Annotated in this window: 15 protein-coding genes and 1 tRNA gene; 15 read left to right on the top strand and 1 reads right to left on the bottom strand. The window is 61.9% G+C overall.

Annotation, left to right across the window (positions count from 1 at the left end):
* Entirely contained in the window at positions 1 to 1,281 is a 1,281-nt protein-coding gene (gene serS / locus QZH66_RS04940) for a serine--tRNA ligase (RefSeq protein ID WP_305804850.1), read from the top strand.
* Positions 1,282 to 1,474: 193 nt separating this feature from the next.
* On the opposite strand, the gene QZH66_RS04935 is transcribed toward serS, so the two are convergent.
* On the bottom strand, positions 1,475 to 2,053 hold the full coding sequence (locus QZH66_RS04935; protein ID WP_305804849.1) for an NAD(P)H-dependent oxidoreductase: 579 nt from the start codon (positions 2,051 to 2,053) through the stop codon (positions 1,475 to 1,477).
* A 119-nt stretch (positions 2,054 to 2,172) separates the two neighbouring features.
* Between QZH66_RS04935 and QZH66_RS04930 the strand changes: the two genes are divergently transcribed.
* The 14 genes from QZH66_RS04930 to QZH66_RS04865 all read left to right on the top strand — a co-directional run.
* Positions 2,173 to 3,165, top strand: a complete 993-nt coding sequence (locus QZH66_RS04930; RefSeq protein ID WP_305804848.1) for a LysR substrate-binding domain-containing protein — start codon at positions 2,173 to 2,175, stop codon at positions 3,163 to 3,165.
* Between the two features lie 98 nt (positions 3,166 to 3,263).
* Positions 3,264 to 3,353 (top strand) — tRNA-Ser (locus tag QZH66_RS04925).
* A 618-nt stretch (positions 3,354 to 3,971) separates the two neighbouring features.
* Positions 3,972 to 5,648, top strand: coding sequence for a type IV secretory system conjugative DNA transfer family protein (locus QZH66_RS04920; RefSeq protein ID WP_305804847.1), 1,677 nt, complete (start codon positions 3,972 to 3,974; stop codon positions 5,646 to 5,648).
* A gap of 411 nt (positions 5,649 to 6,059) precedes the next feature.
* Entirely contained in the window at positions 6,060 to 6,512 is a 453-nt protein-coding gene (locus QZH66_RS04915; RefSeq protein WP_305804920.1) for a TcpQ domain-containing protein, read from the top strand.
* A gap of 89 nt (positions 6,513 to 6,601) precedes the next feature.
* Positions 6,602 to 7,675, top strand: a complete 1,074-nt coding sequence (locus tag QZH66_RS04910; RefSeq protein WP_305804846.1) for a VirB8/TrbF family protein — start codon at positions 6,602 to 6,604, stop codon at positions 7,673 to 7,675.
* Positions 7,672 to 8,448, top strand: coding sequence for a TrbG/VirB9 family P-type conjugative transfer protein (locus QZH66_RS04905; protein WP_305804845.1), 777 nt, complete (start codon positions 7,672 to 7,674; stop codon positions 8,446 to 8,448). The genes QZH66_RS04910 and QZH66_RS04905 overlap by 4 nt, the downstream gene beginning before the upstream one ends.
* On the top strand, positions 8,445 to 9,692 hold the full coding sequence (locus QZH66_RS04900) for a TrbI/VirB10 family protein (protein ID WP_305804844.1): 1,248 nt from the start codon (positions 8,445 to 8,447) through the stop codon (positions 9,690 to 9,692). Before QZH66_RS04905 ends, QZH66_RS04900 begins: the two co-directional genes overlap by 4 nt.
* A gap of 15 nt (positions 9,693 to 9,707) precedes the next feature.
* Positions 9,708 to 10,751 (top strand): P-type DNA transfer ATPase VirB11, encoded by a 1,044-nt coding sequence (virB11, locus tag QZH66_RS04895; RefSeq protein WP_305804843.1) that lies wholly within the window; start codon positions 9,708 to 9,710, stop codon positions 10,749 to 10,751.
* Between the two features lie 120 nt (positions 10,752 to 10,871).
* Complete coding sequence (locus tag QZH66_RS04890) at positions 10,872 to 11,807, top strand: transglycosylase SLT domain-containing protein (protein ID WP_305804842.1); 936 nt, start codon at positions 10,872 to 10,874, stop codon at positions 11,805 to 11,807.
* A gap of 73 nt (positions 11,808 to 11,880) precedes the next feature.
* Positions 11,881 to 12,273 (top strand): TrbC/VirB2 family protein, encoded by a 393-nt coding sequence (locus QZH66_RS04885; protein WP_305804841.1) that lies wholly within the window; start codon positions 11,881 to 11,883, stop codon positions 12,271 to 12,273.
* On the top strand, positions 12,266 to 12,574 hold the full coding sequence (locus tag QZH66_RS04880) for a VirB3 family type IV secretion system protein (protein WP_305804840.1): 309 nt from the start codon (positions 12,266 to 12,268) through the stop codon (positions 12,572 to 12,574). The genes QZH66_RS04885 and QZH66_RS04880 overlap by 8 nt, the downstream gene beginning before the upstream one ends.
* A gap of 95 nt (positions 12,575 to 12,669) precedes the next feature.
* Positions 12,670 to 15,126: a VirB4 family type IV secretion/conjugal transfer ATPase gene (locus QZH66_RS04875; RefSeq protein WP_305804839.1), complete on the top strand. Its 2,457-nt coding sequence runs from the start codon at positions 12,670 to 12,672 to the stop codon at positions 15,124 to 15,126.
* A 47-nt stretch (positions 15,127 to 15,173) separates the two neighbouring features.
* Positions 15,174 to 15,965, top strand: coding sequence for a hypothetical protein (locus tag QZH66_RS04870; protein WP_305804838.1), 792 nt, complete (start codon positions 15,174 to 15,176; stop codon positions 15,963 to 15,965).
* 84 nt (positions 15,966 to 16,049) lie between these two features.
* The coding region (locus QZH66_RS04865; protein ID WP_305804837.1) for a type IV secretion system protein at positions 16,050 to 16,970 on the top strand (921 nt) is incomplete at its 3' end.

Below are 16,970 nucleotides of genomic sequence, written 5' to 3'. Positions count from 1 at the left end.
ATGCTCGATCCCGCCCTTCTTCGCCAACAGCCCGCCGAACTGGCCGAACGTCTGCGCGCCTCGCGCGGCTTTGATCTGGACGTGGCCGAGCTGGAAACCCTTGAGGCCGACCGCAAGCGCATCCAGGTGCGCACGCAGGAACTGCAGAGCCTGCGCAACAGCCGCTCCAAGGCGATCGGGCAGGCCAAGGCCAAGGGCGAGGATGTGTCGGCGATCATGGCTGAAGTGGCCGGGTTCGCCGAGGAGCTGAAGGCCTCGGAAGTGCAGTTGGACGAACTGCGCGAGCGCATCGACGCCATCGCCATGGGGCTTCCGAATCTGCCCGCCGCCGATGTCCCCGCCGGCAGGGATGAAAGCGACAACGTGGAACTGGCGCGTGTCGGCACCCCGCGCAGCTTCGATTTCCCGGTGCTGGACCACGTCGAGCTTGGCGCCCGCAACGGCTGGCTCGATGGTGAAACCGCCGCCAAGCTGTCCGGGGCGCGGTTCACCGTGCTGCGCGGCCAGGTGGCGCGCCTGCATCGGGCGCTGGGCCAGTTCATGCTGGACCTGCACAGCAACGAGCACGGTTATGAGGAAACCAACGTCCCGGTGCTGGTCAACGCCGATTCCCTGCGCGGCACCGGGCAGCTGCCCAAGTTCGAGGACGACCTGTTCCAGACCGCGATCGGCGAATCGAAGCGTTACCTGATTCCCACCTCGGAAGTACCGCTGACCAACATCGTCCGCGACGAGATCATCGATGCCGAGCGCCTGCCGCTGCGCATGACCGCCCATTCGATGTGCTTCCGCGCCGAAGCCGGCAGCGGTGGCCGCGATGTGCGCGGCATGATCCGCCAGCACCAGTTCGAGAAGGTGGAACTGGTGACGGCGTGCAAGCCGGAAGACAGCGAGGCCGAGCACCAGCGCATGACCCGGTGTGCCGAAGTGGTGCTGGAAAAACTGGGGCTGCCGTATCGCAAGGTGCTGCTGTGCACCGGCGACATGGGTTTTTCGGCCATCAAAACCTACGATCTGGAAGTGTGGCTGCCCTCGCAGGACACCTATCGCGAGATCTCCTCGTGCTCGAACTGTGGTGATTTCCAGGCCCGGCGCATGCAGGCGCGCTGGCGCAATCCGGCCACCGCCAAACCGGAGCTGCTGCACACGCTCAATGGTTCCGGTGTGGCCGTAGGTCGGGCGATGATCGCGGTGATGGAAAACTACCAGAACGCCGATGGCTCGATCACTGTTCCCGACGTGCTGCGGCCTTATATGGGTGCGCTGGAACGCATCGGCTGAGCGCGGCGATCACGCCCGTTGGGGATGTACACCGGGGCCCGCGATTGCGGGCCCCGTCGTATCGGACAGGGCAGTGCCCAAAAAGTGACGTTCCGTTGCGGAGCCGTCGGGCGGTTGGTCGCCGGGGGAGGAGGGCGACCAGCAGCGGGCGCCTGCCGACCTCATCGCTGGGACGGAGGCCGGCTCGAATGGCTCAGGCGGCTTCGGCCAACAGCTGCGGAATCGAGGCCAGCGCGCCAGCCAGTGCATCGACCCGATGCTGCGGCGAATAGGCCACCCCTTCGGCCCGCACGAATTCGACGGTGTCGATGCCAAGGAAGGCGAACACCTGGCGCAGGAACGGCTCCTGGAAATCGACGTTGCTGCCGGTATGGATGCCGCCGCGGCCGCTGGCGATGATCACCCGCTTGCCACCGGCCAGGCCGACCGGACCGGCTTCGGTATAGCGGAAGGTGCGTCCTGCCACCGCGATACGGTCGATCCAGGCTTTCAGCGTCGACGGCACGCTGAAGTTGTACATTGGCGCGCCGATCACCACGACATCGGCGTCCAGGAACTGTTGCAGCACGCGTTCGCCGGCGGCGGCGTCCAGCTCGTCCACCTTGGCCAGCGACTTGCCACTCAGGTGTGGAACCGGCACGGCATCAAGGTCGCGATACGTCACTTCCACCCCCGGCAGCTGCGCCCGCAGGCCGTTGACCACCGCGGCGGAGAGTTCACGCGTCACCGAGTTGTCGGCCAGTACGCTGGAGTCGATATGCAGCACTTTCATGGGGAATTCCCGCTCATAAGCGGCAGGGATCGCCGCGAGGGAGAGAAAAGTACATCGTTGCCAATTTGGGATAAAGGTGATTGAATGTCACCAATCGTTCTGAATATGGAACTACCGCCATGCAAGACCTGAATGACCTCTACTACTTCGCAATGGTGGTGGACCACGGTGGCTTTGCCGCCGCGGAGCGGGCGCTGGGCATCCCGAAATCGCGCCTGAGCCGGCGCATCAGCCAGTTGGAAAGTGACATGGGTGTGCGCCTGCTGCAGCGCTCCACCCGGCGTTTTGCCGTCACCGATGTCGGCATGAGCGTGCATCGCCACGCCCAGACCATGCTGGCCGAGGCACAGGCCGCGCGCGAAGTGGTGGACCGCCTGAGCGCGGAGCCGCGCGGGCTGGTACGGGCCAGCGTGCCGGTGTCACTGGCGCAGATGCAGCTGCCCAAATTGCTGCCGAAATTCCTGGAGCAGTATCCCAAGGTGCGGCTGCAGCTCAATATCAGCAACCGTCGGGTGGACATCATCAATGAAGGCTACGACGTCGCCCTGCGGGTAAGGTCGCGGCTGGATGACGACGGCAGCCTGGTGATGCGCAGCTTCGGCCAGGTGCAGGAACTGCTGGTGGCCAGTCCGCGTTATCTGGATCGCGCCGGGCGTCCGCAGGACCCCGACGAGCTTTCCAGCCATGTCACCCTGAGCATCAGTGAAGACGAAGCGCGCCAGCGCTGGGAGCTGCATGGCCCGGAAGGTGCGGTGCGCCGCGTGGATCTGCAGCCGCGCGTCGCCGGTTTCGACTTCCCGTTGCTGCAATCGATGGTCAAGGACGGGTTCGGCATCACCATGCTGCCGGAAACCGTCTGCGCCGAAGCGGTGCGCAACGGCGAGCTGGAAGTGGTGCTGCCCGACTGGTCGCTGCCGCAGGGCATCTGTCACGCGGTGTTTGCCTCGCGTCGCGGCCTGCTGCCCTCGGTGCGCGCGTTCATCGACTTCCTTGCCGAACACCTGCCACCAGAACTGGAAGCCTCGCGGCTGGACTGCGGCGGTGCCTGCGAACGGGCCAAGGAAAAGATCCGCGCCTCTGTCGCCGGCGCACTCGCGGTGGATGCGGGTTGAACAAAACCGCCCCGGGCATGCGAGAATGCGCGCCCGGGCGCAGTGCATTTCCCGGAGTCCTCTGACGGACGGCGGCCTCCCTGGCTGCCTGGAAATACGGAGAGATGGCCGAGCGGTTTAAGGCACCGGTCTTGAAAACCGGCGAAGGGTCAAACCTTCCGTGGGTTCGAATCCCACTCTCTCCGCCATCTGGCAATAGTTGCCGGGCCGCATTCCCTCTGTGAGCTGCCGGTGTCGGTGCTCAATCCTCTGATGGTCGGCTCATTGTGCGCGGCGCGCGTTGCGTAGCCTGCGTGCGTCCTTTGCGGCGGTCTGTAGCAGCGGTGATTGCACTGCGCCTTGGGGTGTGGCGGCCAAAATGACTTCGTTGCTGCGGTCCACGCACATCAACTCCTCGCTGCGAAACATATGCGCAGTGTGCAGTGACGCGTCCTGATCGCTGAACCGCTGCCTGCGACAGCGCGAATGCCGGGCATCGCGGCGCACGAGTGTGCGCTGGGTCATCCATTCGTGTTCTGCAATCCGATGCCCGTTGGCAGTGGATGGGGCTTGCATTAGCATCGGCGCCAGCTTCGGGCACCTGGACAGGTCTGCATTGCCGACGCTTTCAATATCGGTGGTGTGGGAGCGCGAACGCCGCGACAAAGCCCGTCGGCCTGGCGCCGCCGGAGCTGCATACAGCTGGATGGAATCACTGCTGCAGCCCGATATCGACTCTTGGGGGAAGGGCGATCTCGTTGAAACGCGTACGGCGCCACGTCGACGCCAATTGCAGCGCCTGCGGGCGCGTCATGGAGGATCGGGGTTTGTCCACTCAGAAGATCGTTATCGCCACCGGCGTCATCCTGTTGACCGCGGCGGCCGGGTTCGTGCTTGCCGGATATCTCACGCTGCTGTTCCTGCGCCTGGATACCGGGTTGTTCGAGTGGAGCACCTATCACCAGTATTACCGGGCGATCGACCAGCCCCAGGTGGCGCCGTTCGTGGGCAGGATCAAAGTGGCCGGGTATGTGGGGTTCGGGCTGCCGGCGCTGGTGGTCCTGGCCGTACTGGGATTCATCGCGCTGCGGCCGAAGAAGCGCTCCCTGCACGGCGATGCGCGCTTTGCCGATGCGTCGGATCTGTCCAGGCACGGGCTGTTCAAGAAGTCCGGCAACGGCATCGTGGTTGGCAGCTTCAACGGCAAACTGGTGCGCCTGAGCGGCCAGCAGTTCGTGATGCTGGCGGCCCCGACCCGCTCCGGCAAGGGGGTCGGCGTGGTGATTCCGAACCTGCTCGAATACGGCGAGTCGGTGGTGGTGCTGGATATCAAGCAGGAGAATTTCGACCTGACCAGTGGCTGGCGCGCCAGCCAGGGCCAGGAAGTATTCCTGTTCAATCCGTTTGCCGAAGATCGTCGAACCCATCGCTGGAACCCGCTCAGCTATGTCGGCGATGATCCGGCATTCCGCGTCTCGGAGTTGATGAGCATCGCCGCGATGCTCTATCCCGATGGTTCGGACGAGCAGAAATTCTGGGTCAGCCAGGCGCGCAATGCGTTCATGGCATTCACCCTGTATCTGTTCGAGAACTGGGACGACGAGCGCAAGATGGGTTTTCCAGGCGGGCAGGGCACGCCCACGCTCGGTGCGGTGTACCGGCTGTCCACCGGGGATGGCGGTGATCTCAGGAAGTACCTGAAGACATTGGCCGAAAAGCGTTTCCTCAGTGGCAACGCGCGCTCGGCATTCGCCAACCTGCTCTCCCAGGCCGATGAAACCTTTGCCTCGATCATGGGCACGTTCAAGGAGCCGCTCAACGCCTGGATCAATCCGGTGCTGGACAAGGCCACCAGCGCCAACGACTTCCTGTTGACCGACCTGCGCAAGAAGAAGATGACGATCTACATCGGCATCCAGCCCAGCAAACTGGCCGAGAGCCGCTTGATCATCAATCTTTTCTTCAGCCAGATCATCAACCTCAATACCAAGGAACTGCCCGGGTCCAACCCGGACCTGAAGTGCCAGTGCCTGTTGTTGATGGACGAGTTCACCGCCATCGGCCGGGTCGACATCATCGCCTCGGCGGTGTCCTACATGGCCGGCTACAACGTGCGTTTGCTGCCGATCATCCAGTCCATGGCGCAGCTGGATGCAACCTATGGCAAGGACGTCTCGCGCACGATCATCACCAACCATGCGCTGCAGATCCTCTACGCACCGCGTGAGCAGCAGGACGCCAACGACTATTCGGAAATGCTCGGTTACACCACTGTCCGCAAGAAGAATGTCACTCGCGGGCGGGAAAAAACCCAAAGCTTCAGCGAGGAGCGACGGGCGTTGATGTTGCCGCAGGAGCTCAAGGCCATGGGTGCAGACCATGAAGTGTTCCTCTATGAGGGCATTCCGCATCCAGTGAAGTGCGACAAGATTCGCTACTACCAGGATCGCTATTTCACCTCGCGCCTGCTTCCCAAGACTTCTGTCCCCGCAATCAATTTGTGAACAGGCGTGTCAGAGCGTGTGACCTTCGTCAGATATTTGACATTTGGCATCGATAGATCAGGGTAACAGCCATTGAATTGACGCCCGGCTGTGGCATTGTGGCCCGCAGATGAGGGCATGAATGGCCCTCAAGCGGCATCATCTGCCGCAATTTGTCACTGCCAGGAGGGCGGGATGGCTTCATTAAGGACGACGTTGCGCGGGGTCTGCACGGGGAGTGCATTCGTCGCCCTGGTCCGGTTCACCGGCAGCCCAGGGGTGCTGGAAACCAACCACATCGCTTTTGAGTGTGCGGCGCCGGAATCCACGATCCGCGCGCCCGCGCCGTGGCTTTGCCTTGGCTCAACTCTGCAGCGTTGTGCTGCCGGATCCTTGCAGCGTCGCGATCCAGTACGTCAAAAGGAAGGTCGTATGAAGCAAGCGCTATTGTCGAAGGTGGGTGTTGCTGCGGTAGTTGCGATGATGCTGGCGGGCTGTGCGACCACGCCCGCCCCCGATTTCGGTGGCCGCTGGAAGCCGGTGAACCGCTTTGCGAACAGCACCATGGAAATACCGCTGTATACGAACTACGTCTATCAGGCCACGCCGATGGACGGCACCCTCAAGACCATGCTCGAACGCTGGGCCAAGGATGCGGGAATGACCCTAGATTACCGGCTCAGCTCCGATTACACGCTCTATGGCGCGGTCTCGCGGATCGGCACCACCAATCCGCAGGAGGCCATGACCGACGTCACTGCGGCCTACGCGATGCAGGGCGTGTCCGTGTCGATTGTCGGCAACAGCATCGTGGTGCAGGCCGCGTCATCCGTCGCCGCACCTACGGCATCGTCAGCCAGTGCGCCGCACCAGGGCGGCAGCTGACATAGCGCGGCAGCCGGTGAACGTGATGCTCCCCGCGCGTGGCGCTGGCGTGCATTGCCCCTTGATGTCCACTCGGTACGGATGGATCCATGTTCGGCAAAAAGCAAACAGCCAGCAGTCAGAAGGTCGACCAGGCAGTGGCGAAAGCCGTCAGCTACGAGTTGACCGTTGCCGACCTGGCGCGTCGCAGCGAGCGTCGTGCCTGGTGGGTGGCGGGTGCCTCGTTGTTGATGTCACTGGCACTGGCCGGTGGTTATTACTACATGTTGCCGCTGAAGGAGAAGGTGCCGTTCCTGGTGATGGCCGACGCCTACACCGGCAATGCCACCGTCGCCCGTTTGAATGGCACATTCCGCGGCGAAACCATCACCGCCAACGAAGCGGTCAATCGCAGCAACGTGGCCCAGTATGTATTGGCGCGCGAGTCGTTTGATTCGGCGGTGATGGGCCTACGCGACTGGGACCTGGTGTTCACCATGTCATCCGAGCCGGTCGCTGCCACCCAGCGCCAGCGCTATGCGAACAACAACCCGCAGAACCCGGTGTATGTGTATGGCGCCAGCAAGGCGATCCGGATCAAGATCCTGAGCATCACCCCGCTGGGTACCGATCCCAATGGCAGCTTCCGCGGCGCGTCGGTACGTATCCAGCGCAGCCTGCTGGACAAGCGCACGGGCGTGCCGCAATTCCTGGACAATCAGCTGGTGACGATGCGGTTTGAATACCGCAATGACCTGGCGTTGTCCGAGCAGGACCGCGTCTTGAATCCGCTTGCCTTCCAGGTGACCGAATACCGGGTGGACAACGATTATGCGCGCGGCGTGCCGGTGCCCGATGACGCCGCGATGGCCAGCCAGTCGGCCCAGGCCGATCAGGCTGTAATGGCCGCGCAGGCGGTGCAGGCCACCTACGATCCGAACAATCCTGCCGCCGCCACGATGATCGACCCGGTCACCGGCCAGCCTGTTGTCTTGCCGGCGCCGATGGCTCCGCCAATGGCTATGCCGGGACAGCCCGTGCCAGACCAATCCCTGCAACGGGGTGGGGCAGGGCTGGTTGCACCTCGCCAGGTGCAACCAGGACAAGTCGCGCCGCGGCAACCGGCGCAGATGCCGGGGCAGAGTGTTTCCACCTCAACTGCTGAGGGAGCAAACAACCGATGAATAGTCGCAAAATTTTCCGGGCGACGTGGGTCCTGTTGCCGGTGCTGTCGGGGTTCAGCGCGCCTGCGGCAGCGCAGGCGGTGCACCAGTACGAGTACGAGAAAGACCGCATCTATCCGGTGCGCACCGGGTTGGGTCTTACAACCCAGATCGAGCTCAGTCCCAACGAGAAGATCATCGATTACAGCACCGGATTCAGCAATGGCTGGGAACTGACGCGGCGCGAGAACGTGTTCTATCTGAAACCGAAAAATATCGATGTCGACACCAACATGATGGTGCGCACCGAAACCCATTCCTACATTTTCGAGTTGAAAGTGGTGGCTACCGATTGGCGCCAGCTCGAACAGGCGCGGCGTGCAGGCGTGCAGTACAAGATCGCCTTCAGCTATCCCAGCGACACCGAGTTCGGCACCGCCCAGCAGGCGGTTGAAGAAGAACTCAAGCCGCTGTTGAGTTCGGAGCTGGCCAAGGACCGCCGTTACTACTTCGATTACGCCTACTCCACCCGTCGCGCCAAGAAGATGGGCTGGCTGATTCCAGTCAATGCCTACGACGATGGTCGTTTCACCTATCTGAAGCTGCCGGCATCACCGGAATACAAGACCGGGATTTTTCCGGCGGTGTTTGGTCGCGAGACCGAGTCTGGCGATGATTTTGTGGTCAACACCACGGTCGAAGGGAACTCGCTGATCGTGCACGGAACCTATCCCTACCTGGTCATCCGCCACGGTGACAGCGTCGTCGGCCTGCGAAGGAACGTGAAAAAATGAGCCAGCACAACAGTCCCGGCAATGAGCCGGCCAACGGACGTGACGAAGGCGGCTACAGCGCACACAGCGGCGGCAGTGAGACCTCGAGCAATCCCTATTACGCCCAAGCCCAGGCCGAACAGGCCCCCGATCTGGATGCCGCCGCGCCGCAGTTGCGCTCGGCGGAAGAGCAGCGGCTGAACCGCAAGGCGCTGCTGTTTCTGGGCGGCATCGTGATACTGCTGATCGCCATGGGCTTCCTGCTGCTGGGCAAGTCCAGGGATGATCAGCAAGCTCCGCCCAAGGTCAACGAAACCGCGCGGGTGACCACTCCCGAGCTACCCACCGCACGGCCCCTGGAGCAGCAGGTGCATGCGGCGCCGATTCCGATGCTGCCGCCGTTGCCGCCGCAGGAGCTGCCACGCACGGCAACCGTATACGAGGATCCCTCTGCGATACAGGACTTCAACCGTGGTCCGACCCTGATGGACCGGCGCATGGGGGCTGCAGGCGTGGGCGGCGGCGATGGCCAGAGCAATGCCGACAGTGCCCCCGGCAGTATGGACGAGTACACCCGCGCGATGCTGGCGCAGTTGCCGAGCAATCAGCAGCCGGCAGCGACCAGGCAGCGCCGCGGTCCGGATGTGGAGGATGTCTCCAGCGCCAGTTTCATCCGCAGCCCGGATGCGCTGCTGGTGCGCGGCACCTATCTGCGGTGTGTGCTGGAAACCCGCATCATCACCGACGTGCCCGGTTTCACTTCGTGCCTGCTCACCGAGCCGGTGTATTCGATCAACGGCCGCAGCCTGCTGTTGCCCCGCGGTTCGAAGATATACGGCAGTTATGGCGGCGGGCCGACCGGGGAGCGCGTGGCGGTGGTGTGGGACCGCATCACCACTCCGAACGGCATCGACGTGGCCATGTCCAGTCCGGGCATCGACCCGCTGGGCGGTGCCGGTCACCCGGGCCAGTACAGCGCACATTGGGGCAGCCGCATCACCTCGGCGCTGATGATCAGCCTGCTTGCCGACGCCTTCAAATATGCCGCTGCCGAAAACGGTCCCGAATCCACCACGATTACCAACAGCGGCATGGCCATCCAGTCGCCCTATGAAAGCGCTACCGCGCGCTCGATGGAGCGGTTGGCCAACGAGGCGCTGAGCGAGCGTCGCCTGCCCACCGTCACCATCAACCAGGGTGCAGTGGTCAGTGTTTACGTGGCCAAGGACGTCGATTTCAGCGACGTGCTGCCGCAGCGCCGCTGACGGTACGGATCAGGCATGGACGCCGAAGTGGCCCCGATCGCAGATGTCTCCAGTGAGTTCCTGAGATACCAGTACGAGGTCTTGGGAATCCACCGGTACATGGCGTCGCCCGATGTGACGGAAATCTGCATCAACCGTCCGGGCGAGGTCTATCTGGAGACCCGTGAAGGCTGGCAGCGCGTGGAAGTTCCCACGCTGACCTTCGAGCGTGCGCGTCAGTTCTGCACGGCCGTGGTCAACGAAAGCAACACCGGGCAGCGCATCACCGATGCCGACCCGGTGGTGTCGTTGACCTTCCCGACGGGGCAGCGGGCCCAGTTCGTGATTCCGCCGGCCTGCGATGCCGGCAAGGTGTCGATCACCATCCGCCTGCCATCCAAGCACACCAAGACATTGGAGCAGTACCAGCAGGATGGATTTTTCGACCAGATCCTGGAGCAGGGCGCGGCACTGGGCGAGCAGGACCGCGAGCTGATCGAGTTGCGCCACGCGCGCAACTATGCCGAATTTTTCCGTCGTGCCGTGCTGTATCGCAAGAATATCGTGGTGTCCGGCGCGACCGGCAGTGGCAAGACCACGTTCATGAAGTCGCTGGTCAACCACATTCCCGCCAGCGAGCGGCTGGTGACGATCGAGGACGCGCGCGAGCTGTTCATCACCCAGCCCAACGTCGTCCATCTGCTGTATTCCAAGGGTGGGCAGAGCGCCAGCAACGTCACCGCCAAGAGCTGCATGGAAGCCTGCCTGCGCATGAAGCCCGAGCGCATCATCCTTGCGGAGTTGCGGGGCGACGAAGCGTTCTATTTCATCCGCAATTGCGCATCGGGCCACCCGGGTTCGATCACCAGCTGCCACGCCGGCAGCCCGGAGCAGACGTGGGACCAGCTGGCATTGATGGTCAAGGCATCGGCCGAGGGCTCCGGGCTGGAGTTCCCGGTGATCAAACGCCTGCTGATGATGACCATCGACGTGGTTGTGCACATCAAGGCCCATGCCGGCAGCCGCTACATCACCGGCATCGATTTCAATCCCGAACGCGCGTTTGCGCAGGCGGAGTGAGGACCCCGGCATGAAGTCCATCGAGATGCATCCAACGATCGCCCCTGAGTCCAGCGCGGCCGCGCCATTGCGTCGGGCCGCGATGCGTGGGCAGCGCCCTGCCAGCGGAGGGAGACACTGATGTTGCCCGGTATCGAAATGCTGGCCTGTCCGGAAATGGCCGTGTCGATGGATGTCATGCGGCACGTGGTCAACGTCGAGTCATCGCGCAATCCCTATGCCATTGGCGTAGTGGGTGGGACGTTGGCGCGCCAGCCACGGCAGCTGGACGAAGCGCTTGCCACGGTGCGGATGCTGGAAGAAAAAGGTTACAACTTCTCGATCGGACTGGCCCAGGTGAACCGCTACAACCTGGCCAGGTACGGTCTGGATTCCTATGAAAAAGCCTTCCAGCAGTGCCCCAACCTGCAAGCGGGATCGCGCATCCTGGCCGAATGCTACGGACGCTCGGGCAACGATTGGGGAAAGTCGTTCAGCTGTTACTACTCGGGGAATTTCACCACCGGTTTCCGCCACGGCTACGTGCAGAAGGTGTTTGCTTCGATCGCCGGCGAGCGCAGCAACCGTGGTGGCGATGTAGGCGCAGCGGCGCCCATCGCTGTGGTCAGCCGGCAGTCGCAGCGTCGGGTGGTCGATGTCGCCCATCATCCGCAGCGCGTTGCGCGGCCGAACGACGTGCTGAGCGCGCGCATCGAGGCTGGACCGCTGGTCGCGACACCGGGATATGCGCAAACCGTTGTCGCGGTGGATCCCGCCCGTGTCTATGAGGTGTATCCGTCCATTGGCGCAAGGGTACGGGGCGGGCTGGTTCGCACCGCAGATGCGGCGCTGTCACGTGGGTTGATGAGCGCCGAGGACCGTGCAGTGCCACACCCGCTGCCGGGTGCACCGCCTGTTGCTGCTCCAGTGGCAATGTCGCAGCGGCCGGGCGCTCCGGTGGTGTTGCGCCCTTGGAGCGAGCGCAATTTACCGCAGGCATTGCCGACGCAGGCCAATTCCGCACCGGCGATGCCCGTAACGAACATTCCCGCTGGGGATTCAGCCTTCGTTTTCTGACGAAGTCTTGGCACGGCCATCCATCCGGTATGGCCGATTCAGTTGTGTTGGACACTCAACAAGGAAATCACCGATGAAGCGTACCCGTCTCGATCCCGCCAACGCGCAGCGCACGCTGAAAGCCCTGCTGATGGCCGTTGCCATCGCCGGTGCAGCTTTCGTGCCGGAAGTGTTCGCCCAGGCAACCAATTTCGGAGGCACCGATCAGAAGGTCTGTGGCTTCTTCAGCAACATCAACGGCCTGCTCAGCATCGCCTCCATCGCCGTGGTGACCATTGCGGTGATCTTCGCCGGTTATCAGATCGCCTTCGCCCACAAACGCATCGCCGATGTGGCCCCGATCCTGATCGGTGGCCTGCTGATCGGTGCCGCCGGCCAGATCGCCAGCATGCTGCTGGGCGACAACAACAGCACCTGCGCCGCCACCACCGCGTTGTTCGATGCCGTCCGGTACCACCGTGCATAGGAATGTGCTGTTCCGGGGTTGTACCCGCCCGCCCATGTTCCTGGGCGTGCCGTATGTCCCGTTCTTTCTGGTGGCAGGCGGCCTGCTGCTGTTGAGCATGTATTTCAACATGTGGCTGTTGCTGTCCATTCCGATCGCCATTTTCCTCATGCGGCAGATGGCCAGGCGCGATGAAATGATTTTCCGGCTGATCGGTCTGCGCCTGCAGTTCAAGTTGAAGGCGCGCAACCTGCAGCAGCACGACGGGATGTGGGTGTTTTCACCCAACCACTATCGCGAAAAACCGCCGCCGTCGCGTTGAGGCAGAAGGCAAAAAGCCGTGCAGGCGATCCACTGGTCGCCTGCACGGTGCAACAGATGCGTGATCTTCGCAGTACCTCCCAACGGAAGCCGGTCATGTTCACCCCCGATACCTGCATCAGTGAATTCATCCCCTTGTCGTCCCATGTGGCGCCGACGGTCGTAAAGACCACCGGGGGCGATTTTCTGCTGACCTGGCATCTGGAGGGCTTGCCATTCGTCGGCCGGGAGGATTGGGAGCTGGAGCACCGGCACAACACTTTCAACCGGTTGTTGCAGACACTGCGTGCCCCCGATTTCGTCAACGTGGCGTTCTGGGTGCATGACATCCGCCGGCGGCGCCAGCTCACCGCGCGCAGCCAGTTCGGCCAGCGTTTCAACCAGGACGTGTCCGACCAGTACATGGGCATGCTGTCGGCACAGCGGATCATGCAGAACGAGTTGTACCTGACCATGCTGTACCGGCCGGTGGTGGCGGGAAAGCGGTTGATGGACAGATCCTCCAACGTGACCAAGCTGCAGGCCGAACAGGATCAGGCGGTTGCCACGCTGCTGGAAATGGCGGGCAACGTCGAGGCGGTGATCCGCGACTATGCGCCTTACCGCATGGGCATGTATGAGGCCAAGAACGGTCAGGTGTTCTCCGAGACCCTGGAGTTCTTCGGTTACCTGCTCAACCGCATCGATGAGCCGGTGCCGGTACTGTCGGCCCCGGTCAAGGATTACCTGCCGGTCAGCCGGCACATGTTCTCGGCCAAGACCGGCGACTTTGTGATCGGTACGCCCAACGGCATCAACCACTTCGGCGCGATCCTCAATATCAAGGAGTATGCCGACGGAACCTATCCGGGCGTGCTCAACGGGCTGAAGTACCTGGACTTCGAGTACGTCATCAGCCATTCCTTCAGCCCGATGGGGCGCCAGGATGCGCTCAAGGTGCTGGACCGCACCAAGGGCATGATGATCTCCTCCGGTGACAAGGCGGTCAGCCAGATCATCGAGCTGGACCAGGCGATGGACCAGTTGTCTTCGGGCAATTTCGTGCTGGGCGAGTACCACTTCATCATCGCCATCTACGCCGACAGCCAGGAAAAGCTGTCACACAACATCGCCGCGACCCGCGCCGAGCTGTCCAACGCCGGCTTTGTATCGACCAAGGAAGACCTGGCGGTCACCTCGGCGTTCTATTCGCAGTTACCGGCCAACTGGCGCTACCGCACCCGCCTGGCCAACGTCAGCTCGTTGAACTTTCTTGGTCTGTCGCCACTGCACAATTTTGCCACCGGCAAGCAGCACAACAACCCGTGGGGCGATTGCGTGACCACGCTGCAGACCACCAACGGGCAGCCGTACTACTTCAATTTCCATGCCACGCACCCTTCGGAAAATTCACTGGGCGAAAAAGCCATTGCCAACACCATGGTGATCGGCAAGTCCGGTACCGGTAAGACCGCGCTGATCAACTTCCTGCTCAGCCAGGTGCAGAAGTACGAGCCGTCGCCCACCATCTTCTTTTTCGACAAGGACCGCGGCGCGGAGATTTTCGTGCGCGCATGTGGCGGCAACTACCTGGCGCTGGCCAACGGCGAGGCCACCGGTTTCAACCCGTTCCAATGCGAGAACAACGAGAGCAATGTCCAGTTCCTGGCCGACCTGGTCAAGGTGCTGGCCGGCAAGCGCGAATACAGCGCCCGCGAGGAAGAGGACATCTTCCGCGGCGTCGAGAACATGCTCGATACACCGATGCACCTGCGCAGCATGACCAACTTCCAGAAGAGCCTGCCCAACATGGGCGATGATGGCCTGTATGCGCGCCTGCGCCGCTGGACCTCCGGCAACTCGCTGGGCTGGGTATTCGACAACCCGGTCGACACTGTCGACCTGAGCCGGGCCAACATCATCGGCTTCGACTACACCGATATCATCGACAACCCTGAAGTGCGGGTGCCGGTGATCAACTACCTGCTGCACCGCCTGGAATCGCTGATCGACGGGCGCCCGCTGATCTACGTGATGGATGAGTTCTGGAAGATCCTGGACGGCGAGGGCGGGCTGAAGGAGTTCGCCAAGAACAAGCAGAAGACCATCCGCAAGCAGAACGGGCTGGGCATCTTCGCCACCCAGAGCCCGGAAGACGCGCTCAAAAGCGACATCGCCGCCGCCCTGATCGAGCAGACCGCCACGCTGATCCTGCTGCCCAATCCCAACGCCAGTCGTTCGGACTATATCGACGGCCTGAAGCTGACCGAAGCCGAGTTCAAGGTGGTCACCGCGCTGGATGAGCGCTCGCGCTGCTTTCTGGTCAAGCAGGGCCACGCCGCCAGCGTGTGCCAGCTCAACCTGCGCGGCATGGACGACGTCCTCTCGGTTATCTCCGCTTCCACCGACAACATCGAAGTGATGCATCGGGTGCTGCAGGAAGCCGCCCTGCGCGAGGGTATAAGCCCGGCCGACCTTGCTCCAGAGGTCTGGTTGTCGCAGTTCTACGAACGCCGCAAAGGATCGGGCAAGCGAGCCGAGCGGGGCGCCACACGGGTGGTGGTGAGCGAATGAAAAGAATAGCGAGGTTGGGGCGTCAATCAGTACCACAGGAGCAAACCATGGATACCGTCGTGCGGCGGGCCAGCGCCCGCAAAATTCTCAATCCGTTGGCAAAGGTGCTGGGCGTTGCCTTGGCGCTATCGGTCGCCAATGCCGGCGCGGTTGGTCCGGTGCAGGAAACAGGACCTGCGCTCGCACAGCATTTCATCAACCAGTTGAATACCTACCGTGCCCAGATCCAGCAAGCTGCGCAATACCTGAAAGACAATACCCAATGGGCCACCGATTGGGCACAGACGCTCAAGGAGTACCAGGAGGCGCTGGTGACGGTGCAGGGAGTCATCAATTCGTTCGGGTTGCCAGATGCTGCGTCGCTGACGCCGGTCACTCCAAACTACCTGGTGGCTGAAACCTGTGGCGCCGGCGCAGATATGAAGGGCTTGCTGAGTTACGTCGTGTTCAATCCCGAGGGTGACTGGAAGAGCCAGCAGACCCAGATCTGCGTGAACATTCGCATGATGCAGAACCGCAAATACAACGAGTCCGTTGATTTCATGCTCACCACCGCACCGTCGTTCCTCGACAGTCTTGATCGGATTGCCAACCTGCGGTTTTCGAGCAATAGACGCGGCAACATGGACGCTGTTGCAAGCGATTCGCTGCGCACCGCCAACGAGATGAATGCAGTTGCCAAGAATTTCGAGACTCGCATCAAATCCTATGACGCCTATATCGAGGTCATGCAGGCCAACCAAAAGATAGTTGCGCAGAATGCACTGAAAGGCAGATCGTCGCTAGCCAGCGACCTGGTCAAGACTGTGGCGCTTAAAATGGCGCTCAGCATTGATTGAGCTTTTTCCAGTATGGCGGGGTTCGGCCGCTGCCAAGCAATGCGGCGCTTCCGGCAGGAACGGAATTAACAAGGGATTGTGGAAATGATCAGGTCGATTGCCAACTTTGATTTCCCGGGCGGGTTGCAGGATCTGCTGGGTCATGTGGCGCGTATCCAGTCCATCGGTGACTTCGTCTTCTTCAGAATTATTCTGGATTATCTGCGTGATCGGATCAGTGACTTCGGGATCGATCTGATGGGGCGCATGATGACCTGGGTCGGTGCCATGGCCTTGGTTCTCATGACCCTGTGGGTTTTGATCCAGGGTTATCGCATTGTTACCGGGCGTAGCCGCGACTCGATGATGGTGCTGGTTACCAACATGGCGCGTGCGGCGCTGATTGTGAGTGTCGCCACCAGTATGGCGATGTTCGGCAGTGGCCTGCAGAAGCTCCTCAACGACGATATGAAGGGCCTGATCACCCATGTGGTGACCGGCAAGGACGAGAACCCCGAGGACCAGATCGACAGGAGCTTGGCGTGGATGCAGGTGGCGCTCTCGAGTATTGACGGTATCAAGGTACTTGACGACTCCGGTCTTCAGGCGGACAAGACCCGTGCACTCTGGTTCATTGGCCTGGGTACAGGTGGCCCGGCAGTAACCGCCGGCTCGATGCTGCTGCTCTATGAAGTGGCGATGGCGTTGTTCATCGGCCTTGGCCCATTATTCATTCTGTGTCTTCTGTTTGACCAGACGAAACAACTATTCCAGCGATGGCTATTCTATGGCATCGGCACCATGTTCTCGATGGCGGTGCTGGCAGCGATTATTTCTATCGCGTTGGACATGGTCATACGCGTATCCGCCTCGTTCTGGACCACTGCTCTGGTAAATGAATATCTACTGGCAGGCGTCTCAAGCGATGGCATGACCAGTCAGGCGATGCAGCAGGGTGGTATGGGGTTGATTCTTACTACGTTGATTCTGACGGCGCCGCCGATGGCCGCCATGTTCTTCCAAGGC

Origin of the sequence: Stenotrophomonas sp. YIM B06876 (assembly GCF_030711595.1) — a bacterium.
GTDB lineage: Bacteria > Pseudomonadota > Gammaproteobacteria > Xanthomonadales > Xanthomonadaceae > Stenotrophomonas.
The sequence above is the reverse complement of the archived record's forward strand: the minus strand, read 5'-3'. Positions and strand labels throughout refer to the sequence as shown.

What these genes read in the sequence shown, in the direction of transcription:
- serS (WP_305804850.1), top strand. Translation starts at nt 1, where the DNA reads ATGCTCGATCCCGCCCTTCTTCGCCAACAGCCCGCCGAACTGGCCGAA.
- QZH66_RS04935 (WP_305804849.1), bottom strand. Translation starts at nt 2,053, where the DNA reads ATGAAAGTGCTGCATATCGACTCCAGCGTACTGGCCGACAACTCGGTG.
- QZH66_RS04930 (WP_305804848.1), top strand. Translation starts at nt 2,173, where the DNA reads ATGCAAGACCTGAATGACCTCTACTACTTCGCAATGGTGGTGGACCAC.
- QZH66_RS04915 (WP_305804920.1), top strand. Translation starts at nt 6,060, where the DNA reads ATGAAGCAAGCGCTATTGTCGAAGGTGGGTGTTGCTGCGGTAGTTGCG.
- QZH66_RS04910 (WP_305804846.1), top strand. Translation starts at nt 6,602, where the DNA reads ATGTTCGGCAAAAAGCAAACAGCCAGCAGTCAGAAGGTCGACCAGGCA.
- QZH66_RS04905 (WP_305804845.1), top strand. Translation starts at nt 7,672, where the DNA reads ATGAATAGTCGCAAAATTTTCCGGGCGACGTGGGTCCTGTTGCCGGTG.
- QZH66_RS04900 (WP_305804844.1), top strand. Translation starts at nt 8,445, where the DNA reads ATGAGCCAGCACAACAGTCCCGGCAATGAGCCGGCCAACGGACGTGAC.
- virB11 (WP_305804843.1), top strand. Translation starts at nt 9,708, where the DNA reads ATGGACGCCGAAGTGGCCCCGATCGCAGATGTCTCCAGTGAGTTCCTG.
- QZH66_RS04890 (WP_305804842.1), top strand. Translation starts at nt 10,872, where the DNA reads ATGTTGCCCGGTATCGAAATGCTGGCCTGTCCGGAAATGGCCGTGTCG.
- QZH66_RS04885 (WP_305804841.1), top strand. Translation starts at nt 11,881, where the DNA reads ATGAAGCGTACCCGTCTCGATCCCGCCAACGCGCAGCGCACGCTGAAA.
- QZH66_RS04875 (WP_305804839.1), top strand. Translation starts at nt 12,670, where the DNA reads ATGTTCACCCCCGATACCTGCATCAGTGAATTCATCCCCTTGTCGTCC.
- QZH66_RS04870 (WP_305804838.1), top strand. Translation starts at nt 15,174, where the DNA reads ATGGATACCGTCGTGCGGCGGGCCAGCGCCCGCAAAATTCTCAATCCG.